The organism is Micromonospora sp. CA-244673 (assembly GCF_050948395.1).
Lineage (GTDB): Bacteria > Actinomycetota > Actinomycetes > Mycobacteriales > Micromonosporaceae > Micromonospora.
In genome coordinates, this window is the sequence record NZ_CP192019.1 from 6,544,655 (window position 1) to 6,558,252 (window position 13,598).

The 13,598-nt window shown below is 75.1% G+C and carries 13 protein-coding genes; 6 read left to right on the forward strand and 7 right to left on the reverse strand.

What is annotated here, in order from left to right:
- The first annotated feature begins 105 nt into the window (after positions 1 to 105).
- Together ACQP12_RS30085 and ACQP12_RS30090 are read left to right on the forward strand one after the other, a co-directional pair.
- Positions 106 to 744, forward strand: coding sequence for a TetR/AcrR family transcriptional regulator (locus ACQP12_RS30085; RefSeq protein WP_262282994.1), 639 nt, complete (start codon positions 106 to 108; stop codon positions 742 to 744).
- A 65-nt stretch (positions 745 to 809) separates the two neighbouring features.
- Positions 810 to 1,037, forward strand: a complete 228-nt coding sequence (locus ACQP12_RS30090; protein WP_091317774.1) for a DUF3107 domain-containing protein — start codon at positions 810 to 812, stop codon at positions 1,035 to 1,037.
- A gap of 81 nt (positions 1,038 to 1,118) precedes the next feature.
- Here the strand turns inward: ACQP12_RS30090 and ACQP12_RS30095 are convergent, their stop codons facing one another.
- The gene (locus ACQP12_RS30095) at positions 1,119 to 1,760 is read right to left on the reverse strand and encodes a ferritin-like fold-containing protein (RefSeq protein ID WP_433283468.1); all 642 of its coding nucleotides are present in this window, start codon (positions 1,758 to 1,760) and stop codon (positions 1,119 to 1,121) included.
- A gap of 297 nt (positions 1,761 to 2,057) precedes the next feature.
- On the opposite strand from ACQP12_RS30095, the gene ACQP12_RS30100 reads away from it, so the two are divergent.
- Positions 2,058 to 3,737, forward strand: coding sequence for a DEAD/DEAH box helicase (locus tag ACQP12_RS30100; RefSeq protein ID WP_433283469.1), 1,680 nt, complete (start codon positions 2,058 to 2,060; stop codon positions 3,735 to 3,737).
- A gap of 101 nt (positions 3,738 to 3,838) precedes the next feature.
- On the forward strand, positions 3,839 to 4,987 hold the full coding sequence (locus ACQP12_RS30105; protein ID WP_433283470.1) for a class I SAM-dependent methyltransferase: 1,149 nt from the start codon (positions 3,839 to 3,841) through the stop codon (positions 4,985 to 4,987).
- Here the strand turns inward: ACQP12_RS30105 and ACQP12_RS30110 are convergent.
- The gene (locus ACQP12_RS30110; RefSeq protein ID WP_433283471.1) at positions 4,984 to 5,415 is read right to left on the reverse strand and encodes a hypothetical protein; all 432 of its coding nucleotides are present in this window, start codon (positions 5,413 to 5,415) and stop codon (positions 4,984 to 4,986) included. The two genes, ACQP12_RS30105 and ACQP12_RS30110, sit on opposite strands and share 4 nt — an antisense overlap.
- 194 nt (positions 5,416 to 5,609) lie before the next feature.
- Here ACQP12_RS30110 and ACQP12_RS30115 point away from each other — a divergent pair, with 194 nt between their 5' ends.
- Entirely contained in the window at positions 5,610 to 6,029 is a 420-nt protein-coding gene (locus ACQP12_RS30115; protein WP_151465319.1) for a helix-turn-helix domain-containing protein, read from the forward strand.
- 8 nt (positions 6,030 to 6,037) lie between these two features.
- Here the strand turns inward: ACQP12_RS30115 and ACQP12_RS30120 are convergent, their stop codons facing one another.
- The 4 genes from ACQP12_RS30120 to ACQP12_RS30135 form a co-directional block, all read right to left on the reverse strand.
- The gene (locus ACQP12_RS30120) at positions 6,038 to 7,054 is read right to left on the reverse strand and encodes a hypothetical protein (RefSeq protein WP_433283472.1); all 1,017 of its coding nucleotides are present in this window, start codon (positions 7,052 to 7,054) and stop codon (positions 6,038 to 6,040) included.
- Positions 7,047 to 7,277: a heavy-metal-associated domain-containing protein gene (locus ACQP12_RS30125; RefSeq protein ID WP_433283473.1), complete on the reverse strand. Its 231-nt coding sequence runs from the start codon at positions 7,275 to 7,277 to the stop codon at positions 7,047 to 7,049. The genes ACQP12_RS30120 and ACQP12_RS30125 overlap by 8 nt, the downstream gene beginning before the upstream one ends.
- 109 nt (positions 7,278 to 7,386) lie before the next feature.
- Positions 7,387 to 9,507, reverse strand: coding sequence for a RecQ family ATP-dependent DNA helicase (locus tag ACQP12_RS30130; protein ID WP_433283474.1), 2,121 nt, complete (start codon positions 9,505 to 9,507; stop codon positions 7,387 to 7,389).
- Between the two features lie 239 nt (positions 9,508 to 9,746).
- Positions 9,747 to 11,747 (reverse strand): BTAD domain-containing putative transcriptional regulator, encoded by a 2,001-nt coding sequence (locus tag ACQP12_RS30135; protein WP_433283475.1) that lies wholly within the window; start codon positions 11,745 to 11,747, stop codon positions 9,747 to 9,749.
- 142 nt (positions 11,748 to 11,889) lie between these two features.
- Between ACQP12_RS30135 and ACQP12_RS30140 the strand changes: the two genes are divergently transcribed.
- Complete coding sequence (locus tag ACQP12_RS30140) at positions 11,890 to 12,711, forward strand: hypothetical protein (RefSeq protein WP_433283476.1); 822 nt, start codon at positions 11,890 to 11,892, stop codon at positions 12,709 to 12,711.
- 91 nt (positions 12,712 to 12,802) lie between these two features.
- Here the strand turns inward: ACQP12_RS30140 and ACQP12_RS30145 are convergent, their stop codons facing one another.
- Positions 12,803 to 13,552 (reverse strand): SDR family NAD(P)-dependent oxidoreductase, encoded by a 750-nt coding sequence (locus ACQP12_RS30145; protein WP_433283477.1) that lies wholly within the window; start codon positions 13,550 to 13,552, stop codon positions 12,803 to 12,805.
- Positions 13,553 to 13,598: the final 46 nt, after the last annotated feature.

Here is a 13,598-nt window from a genome sequence, read left to right on the forward strand (position 1 = left end):
AGTGGCGATAAGTTACAGCGGCGGGCCAATTCCGCGACGGGTTCACCAACCCGGACCGGTTCGGGTGATAAGTGCCGGCTCGTACAGAGAAACTCGGAGGTTCCCATGACCGCTGTGGGGAACGGTGCGCAGACCGCCGGCCGGCCCACCCGCCTGCCCCGCTCGGCGCGGCGCAAGCAGCTGCTCGCCGCAGCTCAGCAGGTGTTCGTCGCGCAGGGCTACCACGCCGCCGCGATGGACGACATCGCCGAGCGGGCGGGTGTCTCCAAGCCTGTGCTCTACCAGCACTTCCCGGGCAAGATGGAGCTCTACCTGGCGCTGCTGGACACGCACTGTGACGCCATCGTGGCGAAGGTGCACGACGCGATGCGCGGCACCAACGACAACAAGGAACGGGTCGGCGCCTCGGTGCGCGCGTACTTCGACTTCGTCGACCACGAGAGCGAGGCGTTCCGGCTCGTCTTCGAGTCGGACCTGCGCAACGACCCGGCCGTGCGGCAGCGCGTGGAGCGGGTCGAGCAGGGCTGCATCGCGGCGATCACCGACACCATCATCTCGGACACCGGGGTGAGCCGGGCGCACGCCGAGCTGCTCGCCTCCGGCCTGGTCGGCGCCGCCGAGACCGCCGCCCAGTTCTGGCTGGCCGGCGGCCGTCAGGTGCCCAAGGCCGAGGCCGAGGCGCTGGTCGCGGCCCTGTCCTGGCGGGGCATCGCCAGCTTCCCGCTGCAAGGTGAGTCAGCCTGAACATCGGGCCGCCAGATCGGATAGCCTTCCCACGGTGGCTTTTTCGCCCCAGTTGAGGAGGCACAGTGGAGGTCAAGATCGGCGTGCAGTACGCGCCGCGGGAGCTGGTCCTGGAGAGCGCTCAGTCGCCGGCCGAGATCGAGCAGATCGTGACCGACGCCGTCGCCAAGGGTGAGGGCACCCTCTCCCTGACCGACGAGAAGGGCCGGCGGGTCATCGTGCCGGTCACGAAGGTCGCCTACGTCGAGATCGCGGAGGCCTCGCCCCGCGCGGTCGGGTTCACCGTCCGCTGATACCGGTCGGCCCGCCTCCGCGGGCCGCCATCCCCGGCCGGCCCGCCGTGGCGGGAAGCCCGTCACGGCGGCGCCCGGCGTTCAGTTGTTCAGCCCCGCGGCGGTCATCCGGGCGGTGTGCGCGTCGGTCAGCCGGCGGAAGAGCGCCGGCACGTCCACGCCCTCCCGGGAGATCAGCGCGGTGAGCGCGCCCCGGTCGGCGGCCGCGACCCGGCCCGCCTGGGAGAGCGCCTCGCCGACCAGCCGCCGGGCCCACATGGAGAGCCGGTTGGCCACCCGGGGTTCGGCCTCGATGGCGGCCCGGATCTCGGCGGCGGCGAACCCGGCGTACCGCGAGTCGTGCAGCACGTCGAGGATCAGGCGCTGGTCCGGCCCGTCGAGGCCGCCGGCGATCCCGCGCAGGAAGTCGTCGCTGATGGCGTCGCCCACGTACGCCTTGGTCACCGCCTCCAGCCAGTCCTTCGGCTCGGTCGAGTCGTGGTAGGCCTGCAACGCCTCGACGTAGGGCCCCATGGCCTCGTCGGGGGTCACGCCGAGCGCGGTGATCCGGTCGGCGATCCACCGGTAGTGCGCGATCTCGGCGGCGGCCATCTCGCTCAGCGCGGCCCGGCGGCGCAGGTCGGGGGCGAGGCGGGCGTCGGCGGCCAGCCGGTCGAAGGCGAGCAGTTCGCCGTAGGCGACGAGGCCGAGCAGGTCGACCAGGGCGGGGTCGGGGGCGGACACGAGCGCAGGCTACCGCCCGCACGCAAGGACGCCTTAAGGTGACCCGGGTCACACCGATCACCCCCGGGCGCGGCACCGTCACCCGGAATCAGGACGGCTCCGAGGCAGTTCAGGTAGGATGAGACAGTTGCCGTGGGCACCGATTCGGTCAGCTCAGCTGATCAGCACCGGTCCCCGGCGCGCGTGCGGCCCGGTCCGGCTCGGCGAAAACCGCCGCCGACCGTGTGGCCCGCGCCATACCGTTCGCGCCCTGAGGACATGACGGGGCGCACCACGAGAGGGCACCCCCAAATCCATATGAGCGAGCAGATCCAGGGCCACGAACTGGCCCCCACCGCTCCGGTCCGTCCGGAGGCTCCCACCTTCGCCGAACTCGGCGCCCGCCAGGAGACCGTCGAGGCGCTGGCCGCCGCCGGCATCACCCGCGCCTTCGCCATCCAGGAGTACGCGCTGCCGATCGGGCTGCGCGGCGTCGACCTGATCGGTCAGGCGCCGACCGGCACCGGCAAGACCCTCGGCTTCGGCATCCCGCTGCTGGAGCGCGTCTTCGCGCCCTCCGAGGGCAGCGACGGCGTGCCGCAGGCGCTGGTCGTCGTCCCCACCCGCGAGCTGGGCCTCCAGGTCGCCAAGGACCTCGACGCCGCGGGCCGCACCCGGGGTGTCCGGGTGCTGCCGATCTACGGCGGCGTCGCGTACGAGCCGCAGATCGACGCGCTGCGCAAGGGCGTCGAGATCCTGGTCGGCACCCCCGGCCGCCTGCTGGACCTCGCCAAGCAGAAGCACCTCCGGCTCGACCGGGTGCACGCGCTGGTGCTCGACGAGGCCGACCGGATGCTCGACCTGGGCTTCCTCGACGACGTCGAGAAGATCCTGGCGATGCTGCCGGAGGACCGGCAGACCATGCTCTTCTCGGCCACCATGCCGGACCCGATCGTCGCGCTGTCCCGGCGCTTCCTGCGCCGGCCGGTGACGATCCACGCCGGGCACACCGCCGAGACCGGCCCGTCGCCGCAGACCCAGCAGCTGGTCTACCGCACCCACTCGATGAACAAGGTCGAGATCGTGGCGCGCATCCTCCAGGCGGAGGGTCGCGGGCTGACCATGATCTTCACCCGCACCAAGCGGGCCGCCGACCGGGTGGCCGAGGACCTCGACTTCCGCGGTTTCGCGGTCGCCGCCGTCCACGGCGACCTGGGTCAGGGCGCGCGGGAGCGGGCGCTGCGGGCGTTCCGGGCCGGCAAGATCGACATCCTGGTCGCCACCGACGTGGCGGCCCGCGGGCTCGACGTCACCGGCGTCACCCACGTCATCAACTACGACTGCCCCGAGGACCAGGACACCTACACCCACCGGATCGGCCGCACCGGCCGCGCCGGGGCGTCCGGTGTCGCGGTGACCTTCGTCGACTGGGACGACATGCCCCGCTGGCGGATCATCGACAAGACCCTCGGGCTCGACATGCCCGAGCCGCCGGAGACCTACCACACCTCCGCGCACCTCTACACCGACCTGGACATCTCCCGGGACGTCAGCGGCACGCTGCCGACCGCCGACCGCACCCGCGCCGGCCTGTCGGCCGAGGTCGAGGAGGACCTGGGCGGTGGCCGGTCGCGGCGCGGCGAGCGCGGCTCGCGGCGCGGCGACGGCCGGGGCGAGGGCCGGGGCGACGGCCGGGGCCGGGAGCGCCGCCGGGGTCGCGGCGGCGACAGCGACACCCCCGCCGAGGGCGCGCCCACCGAGGCGTCCGCCGAGGCCTCCGCCGAGGAGGGCACCCGTAGCCCGCGTCGCCGCCGGCGCCGCCGGGCCGGCGAGTCGGTCGCCGGCGAGCCCACCGCGGTGATCTCCACCGAGGGTGGCGCCGAGCCGGTCGCCGCGGCCGCCGAGGGCGAGTCGGCCGGCAAGCCGCGCCGCCGCCGGCGCCGCCGTGGTGGCGGTGGCGGGGGCACCGGTACGCCGGCCGAGGCGACCGCCGACTGACCCGCGAGACATCCGACGTCCCCCGTACCGGTCATCCGGTGCGGGGGACGTCCCCGTTCCACCACGGCCGCTGGGCCGAGCCCGTCGAGGAAGAGGAAGCCATGCCGGAACCGCTGGACGCCGCGCTGAGCGAGGTGCGGGCCCTGCTGCTCGACCCCGCCCTGACCCGGGCGGTCGCCGCGGGACGCCGCCGCGGCCAGCGCCCCTCCGTGGTCCGCGCCGAGCTGCGCCCGGTCACCCTCAAGGGCGGCCCGCGGCTCCAGATCTCGACCTCCGACGGCGCGCGGCCGTACACCCGGAACGTGGCACCGGGCGCGGAGGCCGACGTGGCGGTCGACGCGCTGCTGGCCGAGCCCTTCGGCAACTGGCACGTGGAGACCGCCGGCAGCACGCTCCAGCTCCGGGTGACCAAGTCGGGCGAGGCGCAGGTGCACCGGGCGGCGGCCAGCCGGCCGGCCCCGGAGCCGGGCGGCCACGACCGGGCCAAGGACTGGCTGCTCGACCCGGGCGACCCGATCTTCGCCGAGATCGGCGGCTCGGCGGCCAAGCGCCGCCAGGTCGACGCGTTCCTCCGGGCGCTGGCGGCCACCCTGCCGGACGACCTCACCGGGCCGCTGCGCGTGGTCGACCTGGGCTGCGGCAACGCCTACCTGACCTTCGCGGCGCACCGCTACCTGACGCAGCGGGGGTTGGACGTGACGCTGGTCGGGGTGGACGTCCGCGAGGACCAGCGCCGGCGGAACACCGAGCTGGCCGAGCGGCTGGGCTGGGCCGACCGGGTGAGCTTCGTGGCCGGCACCATCGCCGACGCTCAGGTCGAGCCGGCCCCGGACCTGGTGCTGGCGCTGCACGCCTGCGACACGGCGACCGACGAGGCCCTGGCCCGCGCGCTGCGCTGGGACGCCCGCTGGGTGCTCGCCGCGCCGTGCTGCCACCACGACGTGGCCGCCCAGCTGCGGGCCCGACCCGCGCCGGCGCCGTACGAGCTGCTCACCCGGCAGGGCATCCTGCGCGAGCGGTTCGCCGACGTGCTCACCGACGCGCTGCGCGCCGGCCTGCTCCGGCTGCACGGCTACCGCGCCGAGGTGGTGGAGTTCGTCGACTCCCGGCACACCCCGCGCAACCTGCTGATCCGGGCCCGGCGCACCGGGAGCGCGCCGACCGGCGACCAGCGCGCCGAATACCGTCAGCTCGTCGACCAGTGGGGCGTCACGCCCCGGCTGGAGACGCTGCTCGCCGGCCGCTCCTAGCGGCGGCGGTCGCCCCGGTTGCGCTCCCCCCGCTCGACCGCGGGCACCCGGTCGCCGGGCCCCCGGTTGGTGGACCGGTCGCCCTCCGGCGACGGGGTCGGGAACGGCACCACCTTCCCCGACTCGTCGGCGTTGCCGGCGGCGGCGAACGCGTTCCACGAGATGTCGACCAGCAGCCGCTTCAGCTCGGCGTGCCGGACGGCGGCGTCGCGCTGGAGCGCCATCCGGGCGCCCAGCACCACGCCGACCAGCGTCGTGGTGGCCGCCCCGGTCGCGGCGATGAGGTGCACCCCGGTCGCCGGGCCGCCGAGCACCGCCAGCACCAGCAGCCAGATCCAGAAGCCGAGGGCGAAGACGCCGGCCTTGGCCACGAAGAAGAGGCTGATCGCGCCCGGGCGGTGGGGCACGGGACGGTCCGGCTCGGCCATGCTGCTCCTCGTCGTCGACTATGCACTGCTCAGCGGGTCGGTCGAGTTTAATTGACAGCTCACAACTGTCGATGCCCCGTGGCGGTCCCGCCCATGGGACCTTCCGACCGATCAGTCAGTTACTTATGCGTGCGGCCGTACTAGGCTCGGTGCCCAGAGTCGGGTGCTCCGGCGGAAAGGGACAGACCCCGGGGATGGGCTCCGCAGAGGTATCGCCGCAGATGGCCTTCGCGCGCTTCGTGCGACGTGCCATCGATGACGCCCGCGAGGAGCGCGGCTGGACGGTGACCGATCTCGCCACGCACACCGGGGTGGGGCGGTCGACCGTGTTCCGCTGGCTGGCCGGTGACTGGCAGGACTATCCCGAGCTGGCCAAGGTGCGCGGCTTCTGTGCCGCCCTCGACCTGCCGGTGGCGGCCGCGTTCCGCGCGCTGGGCCTGCCCGACGCCGGCGCCGTGCCCCGCCGCCGCGGCGCCGAGGACGGCCCGGTGGAGGCCGACGTGCGGGTGATCCTGGAACGCCTGGCCGACCCGAACGTCCCCGCCGAGGAGAAGCACCACATCCGCGACCTGCTCCGCTACCTGGCCCGCCGGCCGGTCCGCCGGGCGGGTTGATCGGCCGCTCAGGCCACCGTCACGCTGAACGCGGCCGTGCGCACCACGCCGCCGACCTGGAAGTCCAGGAACATCCGGTAGCGGCCCGGCCCGGGCGCGGTCAGCCAGAAGGTCACGGCGTCCCCGTCCCGCACCGGCTCGGGGTGCACGTGCAGGTAGCCGAGGTCGCCCTCGCGGAGCGCGACCAGGTGGCCGTACGCGCCGAGGTAGGGCTCCAGCGGCGCGGCCGCGCCGTCGGCCCCGGTGACCCGGAACCGCAGCGGCACCGACTGGCCCACCGCCGGGGTGCCCGTGTAGCCGACGGTGAACCCGCCGACCGTGGTCGAGGTGGCCGGCGCGGGCAGCGGCCGGGGCGCGTACCCGCCGGGCGCGACCAGGTCGGCGCCGAGGATCACGGCGGTCTGCCGGCCGTCGTCGGCGACAGCGGTGAAGTCCGCGTACGCCCGCCAGGCGCCCGGCTCGGGCAGGGTCAGCGGCACCGACCAGGTGCCGTCGGCGGCCATGGTCGGGTGCAGGTGCTGGAATCCGGTGAGGTCGCGGCGCACGACGACGAGGTGCATCGGCTTGTCGTGCACGACGGCGAACCGGGTGACCGCCCGCCGCCGCTCGTCCCTGATCTGGAACCGCAGCTCACCGGCCTTGCCGGGGGTGAACTCCACGGTCGACGGGGCGAGCGTGTAGCCGGCCGAGGTGATCGACAGCCCGGCCGCGTCGGCGTCGCCGCCCTGGGTGACGGTGGCCCCGCCGTGCGAGTGCGCCCCGGTGCCGGGTGCGTGGGTGTGCTCGCCGGCCACCGCCGCGGCCCCGGTGCGGGCCGGAACCGGCGGCGGGTTCAGCCGGCCGAGACCGAAGCCGAGCAGCACGGCGAGCACCAGCCCGCCCACCACCAGGGCGAGCCGCAGCGTCGCCCGGTCCACCTCGACGGGCCCGGCCGGGGCGGGCGCGCCGGCAGGGGCCGTGGACCCGGCCAGGTCGGTCCCGGGCGGGGGCGCTTCGGGGCCGGCGAGGGGCGGTGACTCAGGCAACGCCGGAGGCCAGCTCGTAACCCGCCTCGTCGACGGCGGCGCGGACGGATTCGACGGGCAGCGCGGCGGTACTGGTGACCGTGGCCGTGCCGGCGGCGAGGTCGATCCGCACCTCCTCGACGCCCGGCAGGGCGGACAGTTCCTCGGTGACCGCCCGGACGCAGTGTTCGCAGGTCATCCCGGTGACGGCGTACGTCTGGACGACGGGTCGCTGCTCGGTCATGCGCCCACGGTACCGCCGTCGGGCGCCCGGCCCGCCGACGGTCCGCGGACGGTGGCGACGCTCGCATTCCCCAGCGGCCGGGAACTTTCCGTCCCCGGGGAGCGACGGTTCAACCGGCCACCGCGAGGGCCAGCGGCAGCACGTCGGGCGCGCCGGCCCGGCGCAGCAGGCGGGCCACCATGCTCATGGTCCAGCCCGAGTCGACCAGGTCGTCGACGAGCAGCACCGGCCCGTCCAGCCCGGGCAGCGCGCCGGCCAGGTCGGCGGGCACCGCGAAGGCGTCGTGCAGCGCGCGTACCCGCTGGGCGCTGTTGCCGCGCGGTCCGCCGGCCCCGGACGGGCCAGTGGGGTCGACCCGGCCGAGCAGCGGCAGCCGGCCCACCGCCGCGATCCGCTCGGCGAGCGAGCCGACCAGCAGCGGCCGGGTGCGGGAGCCGACCGCGACCACCCCGGCGGGGCGGCGCGGCCACGGGTCGTCGCCGTGCGCCCACGCCTTCAGCACCTCGACCACCGCCGCCGCCACGTCGTCGGGGACCGGGCCGTCCGCCGCGTCCGGCCCGACCAGGCCGCGCAGCCGCCCACCCCAGCCCAGGTCGGAGAGGCGTCCCACGGCCCGGCCGGGCAGCGCCTGCTCCGCCGGGGGGATCCGCCCCTTCAGGGGTACGCCGACCGCCTCCAACCCGGTCGGCCAGAGCTTCTTGGGCGCGATCTCCACGCCGGGGCGGCCCAGGAAGGTCTGCGCGGCGGTGAGCGCCGCGTCGGAGACCTCCGCCCCGAACAGCGGGGCCGCGCAGGTGTCGCACCGGCCGCAGTCCCCCGCCCCGGCGTCGTCGAGGCACTCCCGCAGGTAGCGCATCCGGCAGCCGGTCGTGGCCGCGTACTCCCGCATGGCCTGCTGCTCGGCGGTGCGCGCCTGGGCGACGCGGCGCAACCGGGCCTCGTCGTAGACCCAGGGCTCGCCGGTGGCGAGCCAGCCGCCGCGCACCCGGCGGACCGCGCCATCCACGTCGAGCACCTTGAGCATCAGCTCCAGCCGGGCCCGGCGCAGGTCGACCACCGGTTCGAGGGCCTGGGTGGAGATCGGCCGTTCGGTGGAAAGGGCGGCGAGCACGGCCCGGACCTGTTCCTCGGGCGGGAAGGCGAGCGAGGCGAAGTACCGCCAGATGGCCGCGTCCTCGACGCCGGGGAGCAGCAGCACCTCGGCGTGCTCGACAGCCCGGCCGGCCCGGCCGACCTGCTGGTAGTAGGCGATCGGCGACGGCGGCGCGCCCAGGTGCACCACGAAGCCGAGGTCGGGCTTGTCGAAGCCCATGCCGAGCGCGCTGGTCGCCACCAGCGCCTTGATCTTGTTGTCGAGCAGGTCCTGCTCGGCGGCCCGCCGGTCGGCGTCCTCGGCCTGGCCCGTGTAGGCGGCCACCGACCAGCCGCGGGCGCGCAGGAACTCGGCCGTCTCGCCGGCCGCCGCCACGGTCAGCGTGTAGATGATCCCCGAGCCGGGGAGGCGGTCCAGGTGGTCGGCGAGCCACGCCAGCCGGTGCGCCGGGCTCGGCAGATCCAGTACGCCGAGCCGCAGCGACTCCCGGTCGAGGGTGCCGCGCAGCACCAGGGCGTCGCCGAGTTGCTCCGCGACATCCTGGGTGACCCGGGCGTTGGCGGTGGCCGTGGTGGCGAGCACCGGGGTCCGCTCGGGCAGGTTGGCGAGGAAGGTGCGCAGGCGGCGGTAGTCGGGGCGGAAGTCGTGGCCCCAGTCGGAGACGCAGTGCGCCTCGTCGACCACGAGCAGCCCGGTGGTGGCCGCGAGCTTCGGTAGCACGCCGTCGCGGAAGTCGGGGTTGTTGAGGCGTTCCGGGCTGATGAGCAGCACGTCCACCGCCCCGGCGTGGATCTCGGCGGTGATCTCGTCCCACTCGTCGAGGTTGGCCGAGTTGATGGTGCGGGCCCGGATGCCGGCCCGCGCGGCCGACTCGACCTGGTTGCGCATGAGCGCCAGCAGCGGCGAGACGATCACCGTGGGGCCGTGCTCGCCGCTCTCGCGCAGCAGCGCGGTGGCCACGAAGTAGACGGCCGACTTGCCCCAGCCGGTCCGCTGCACGCAGAGCACCCGCCGCCGGTCGACCACCAGCGCCTCGATGGCCCGCCACTGGTCCTCGCGAAGCCGGGCGTGCTCACCCGCCAGCCGCCGCAGCACCGCCTCGGCCCGTTCCCGGACGGCCATCCGATCCTGACCCATCCGGCATTTCTACCAGGCGACCGCCGTGAGGCCCGCGTCACGAGGGCCGGCGGTCCGAGTGACGACGGCCGGCGGCCGGCGGCTCGGGCCGAGTCACGAGGGTCGGCGGTCCGAGTCATGACGGCCGGCGGCCGGCGGCTCGGGCCGAGTCACGAGGGTCGGCAGTCCGAGTCACGACCGCCGGCGGCCGGCGGCTCGGGCCGAGTCACGAGGGTCGGCGGTCCGCGGTTCGGGCCGAGTTACGACGGCCGGGCGGCCGGCGGTTCGGGCGGCAGGAAGAGCAGCACGTCGCGGAGGGGTTCGGCGGCCGCGAGCGGCAGCGCGCACCGCGCGGCCAACTCCTCGATCGACCCGTACGGGCCACGCAGCCAGCGGTCGACCGCGATCTGGCGGCGCTGGTCGGCGGTCAGCCCGGGCAGCGACGCCAACACCGGATCGGGCACCGCGTTGACGTCCACCAGGCCACCGTCGTCGTAGCTGCGGAGCAAGTCCGGACGGCCGATACGCAACTCCGCCCGGGCGGCCGGATAGTGGTGCAGCAGGTAGCGGGCCTGCTCCCGGCGCAGCCGCCGCTGCTCGGCGGTGCGCTGCCGGCCACTCCAGAACAGCCCGCCGACGGCCGCCCAGACCGTGGGGTTGAGCAGGAGCACGTGCACCGCGCCGAGCAGCCAGCAGATGCCCAGCACGACGACGAAGTACAACGTCTCCCCGTCGGTCGGCTCCTCGCTCTCCGGAGCGCTGACCGCGAGGACGAACACGCTGAGAACGAGCAGGAAGTAGCCGAGGCCGGCCACCGCCAGCCGCCAGCTCCGCCGCCACAGCGCGTACCCGAGGATCACCGCCCAGGTGAGCGACCCGAACGACAGCAGCGCGGTGGCCGTGCCGACGAGGGTCGCAGTGATCCGGACCCACCCGGGCGAACGGCGGGCCCCCGCAGCCTCGGGCGGCGCGCTCATGGCGACCAGGAGGGCGTGCGGGATCGCCGACCCGCCCCAGGGTGGTGCGGCCGGCGGGATCGGGGCGGGAGCGGGGACCGGTCCGGTGGCGGCGGACGCTGGGCGGGTGGCGACGCCTTCCGGCTCAGCGGCCGTCGGCGCGTGCGGCAGGCCCGTCCCGCCGACGCCGCCGACACGGGGAGCCAGCACAGCGTCCGGCGCGGATGGCACAGCCTCCGGCGCGGACGGCACAACCGCCGACACGGACGGCACCGCCTCCGACGCGGACGGCATGGCGGCCGGTGTTGCAGTGGGCGAGGTGGGCTCGGTGGGCAGAGCATCCGGCTGGACAGGTGTCGGAGCGGCGGGCGCGGCGGGCGGCGCGGAGACGGTGGGGGGCGCGTAGGCGGCGGCGGGCGCGGGCGAAGGCGCGGCGGGCGAGGGCGAAGGCGCGGCGGGCGAGGGCGCGGCGGGCGCGGGCGAGGGCGCGGCGGGCGCGGGCGAGGGCGCGGTGGGCGCGGGTGGGGACGGTGGGAGGAGCGCCGGGTCGGCGCGGAGGATGCGCCGGTGCAGGTTCTGGAGGGCCTCGCCCGGCTCGATGCCGTACTCCTCGCGGAGCAGGTCGGCGAAGTCGCGGTAGGCGGCCAGCGCCTCGGCCTGCCGGCCGCTGCGGTGCAGTGCCAGCATGAGCTGGTGGCGCAGCCGCTCCCGGACCGGGAACTCGGCCACCTGCTCGACCAGCCGGCCGACCAGCTCGCCGTGGCGGCCGCCGGCCAGCTCCAGCTCGGTGCGCGTCTCCAGGGCCACGGCCCGCAGCTCCACCAGCCGGTGCCGGGCCGCGTCGAAGTACGGGCCGCCGAACCCGGTGAACGGCTCCCCCTGCCACCGCTCCAGGGCGGTGGTCACCTCGGCCAGGGCGTCCTCGATACGCCCGGCCGTGTGCCACTGCCGGGCCCGCTGCACGCCGCGCTCGAAGCGGACGGCGTCCACCGCGTCGGGTGGGATCCGCAGCAGGTACCCGGCGTCGGTGAGGGCGAGCACCTGCGCCGGCGTACGCGGCGACCGGTCGGGTTCGAGCACCCGCCGCAGCCCCGCCACGTATTTCTGCACGACGTTCGGGCCGTTCGCCGGGGGCTCCTCGGGCCAGACCGCGTCGACGATCTGCCCGGTCGGGACGGGACGGCCACCGGCGAGCAGCAGTACGGCCAGCACGGCCCGCTGCTTGCCGGGGCCGAGGTCGAGCGGGCGGTCCGCGTACCAGGCCCGTTGCGGGCCGAGGATCTCGAAGCGCAACGCCTCTGACATGCGAGTTTCCGCTCCTGTACCCCCTGGCCGCCCACCGCGGCGCCCCACGGCAGTCGGACGGCAGCATAACGGCAGCGGAACGGCTGTGGCGGCCTGCGAATATCTCGCTGCAACAGTCACCTGGGAAAGTGAGTCAAACGAGATGACGCAGCGTACCGGCACCGCCGCGACGTTCCGGCGGGTCGCGGCCCTCGCGACCGCCGTGCTGGCCGCCACCGCCCTGTCCGCGGGATGCGGCACCGGTGGGAGCACCGGATCCGATCCCACCGCGGCCCCGTCGGCCGACCCGAAGGCCGCGCTGCTGGCCGCCGTGCCGGACGAGAAGGACCCGGCCTTCCGGTTCTCCACCCTCGACGGCACCGACAGGTTCGTCGGCGTGGTCGACCCGGCCGCGCAGGCCATGGAGCTGGGGATGACCGAGAAGAACGACGACCCCGAGTTCACCATGGACATGACGTTCCGCGTGATCGACAAGGACCTGTGGATGCGGGTCAAGCTGACCGGCATCCCCGGCCTGCACGACATGCTGAAGCTGCCGAAGCGCTGGATGGCGGTGGACCGGACCAAGCTCGACGACGAGACGGAGGCGCCGGTCTACCAGAACGCCGACCCGGCGAACACCGCCGCGATCATCCGGACCGCGGACACGGTGGCGGACAAGGGCAACGGGACGTACACCGGCGTCGCCGACCTGACCGCCAACGCCGACGTGCAGAGTGCCTTCGACGGGGTGGACGTGGCGGCGCTGGGCGAGGCGGCGAAGAAAGTGCCGTTCACCGCGGTGGTCGGGCCGGACGGCAACCTCGCCTCGCTGACGCTGGACGTCCCCGCCGGCGGCAAGCAGAAGGCCATGAAGCTGGTCACCCGGTACTACGACTTCGGCAAGGCGCCGAAGCTCACCGCGCCCACCGGGAACCAGGTGCAGAAGGCGCCCCCGTCGGCGTACGAGGTGCTGAACGGCTGATCCAACGATGCGATAAGGGGCGGCGGCCACACGGGGGGCCGCCGCCCCTTCTCCCGTCTCCGCGTTGTCCGCGTCTCCGCGGCTCAGCGGCTCAGCGGCCGAGGACCGAGCCGCCGTTGACGCCGAGCACCTGCCCGGTGACGTAGCCGGCGGACGGGCCGACCAGATAGCGGACCGCCGCCGCGATGTCGTCCGGCACGCCGGCCCGGCCCACCAGGGTGGCGGCCACCCGCTTGGCGTGCCCCTCCGGGGTCATCCGGTCGCCGAAGAACTCGGTCTCGGCCACGTACCCGGGGCTGACCACGTTGACCGTGATCTGATCCGGACCGAGCTGGCCGGCCAGGTCGTACGCCCAGCCGTGCAGCGCGGCCTTCGCCGCCGAGTAGGGCCCGGCCCCGCCCCGCTGGGCGGCGATCGAACTGAGCAGCACCACCCGGCCGCCGGGGCGGCGCAGGGCGGGCAGCAGCGCCTCGGTGAGCAGGACCGCGGTGAGCACGTTGGCGTCCAGGTTGGCCCGCCACCAGCCCGCCACGTCGGCGAGGGTGTCGGTCGGCCCGCCGAGGTAGCCCCCGGCGTTGTTGACCACCGCGTCGACGGTCCGCTCCCCGACCGCCGAGACGACCCCGGCGAGCTGCGCCGGGTCGGTCAGGTCGGCGGTCACCGCGCTGACCGCCGACGGAAGTCCACACTCCGCCGAGATCCGCGACGCGGTGTCCAGCAGCACGTCCGCGCGCCGCCCCACGATCAGTACCTCGAACCCGTCGAGCACGAGCCCCCGGGCGACGGCGGCCCCGATGCCGGTCCCGCCCCCACTGACAACGGCAAACCTGCTCTCCCCCATGCCCGCTCCCCCCTGCGCTCAGACCCCGTCGATCATGAACTTATCG

What these genes read in the sequence shown, in the direction of transcription:
- ACQP12_RS30085 (WP_262282994.1), top strand. Translation starts at nt 106, where the DNA reads ATGACCGCTGTGGGGAACGGTGCGCAGACCGCCGGCCGGCCCACCCGC.
- ACQP12_RS30100 (WP_433283469.1), top strand. Translation starts at nt 2,058, where the DNA reads ATGAGCGAGCAGATCCAGGGCCACGAACTGGCCCCCACCGCTCCGGTC.
- ACQP12_RS30105 (WP_433283470.1), top strand. Translation starts at nt 3,839, where the DNA reads ATGCCGGAACCGCTGGACGCCGCGCTGAGCGAGGTGCGGGCCCTGCTG.
- ACQP12_RS30110 (WP_433283471.1), bottom strand. Translation starts at nt 5,415, where the DNA reads ATGGCCGAGCCGGACCGTCCCGTGCCCCACCGCCCGGGCGCGATCAGC.
- ACQP12_RS30115 (WP_151465319.1), top strand. Translation starts at nt 5,610, where the DNA reads ATGGGCTCCGCAGAGGTATCGCCGCAGATGGCCTTCGCGCGCTTCGTG.
- ACQP12_RS30125 (WP_433283473.1), bottom strand. Translation starts at nt 7,277, where the DNA reads ATGACCGAGCAGCGACCCGTCGTCCAGACGTACGCCGTCACCGGGATG.
- ACQP12_RS30130 (WP_433283474.1), bottom strand. Translation starts at nt 9,507, where the DNA reads ATGGGTCAGGATCGGATGGCCGTCCGGGAACGGGCCGAGGCGGTGCTG.
- ACQP12_RS30135 (WP_433283475.1), bottom strand. Translation starts at nt 11,747, where the DNA reads ATGTCAGAGGCGTTGCGCTTCGAGATCCTCGGCCCGCAACGGGCCTGG.
- ACQP12_RS30140 (WP_433283476.1), top strand. Translation starts at nt 11,890, where the DNA reads ATGACGCAGCGTACCGGCACCGCCGCGACGTTCCGGCGGGTCGCGGCC.
- ACQP12_RS30145 (WP_433283477.1), bottom strand. Translation starts at nt 13,552, where the DNA reads ATGGGGGAGAGCAGGTTTGCCGTTGTCAGTGGGGGCGGGACCGGCATC.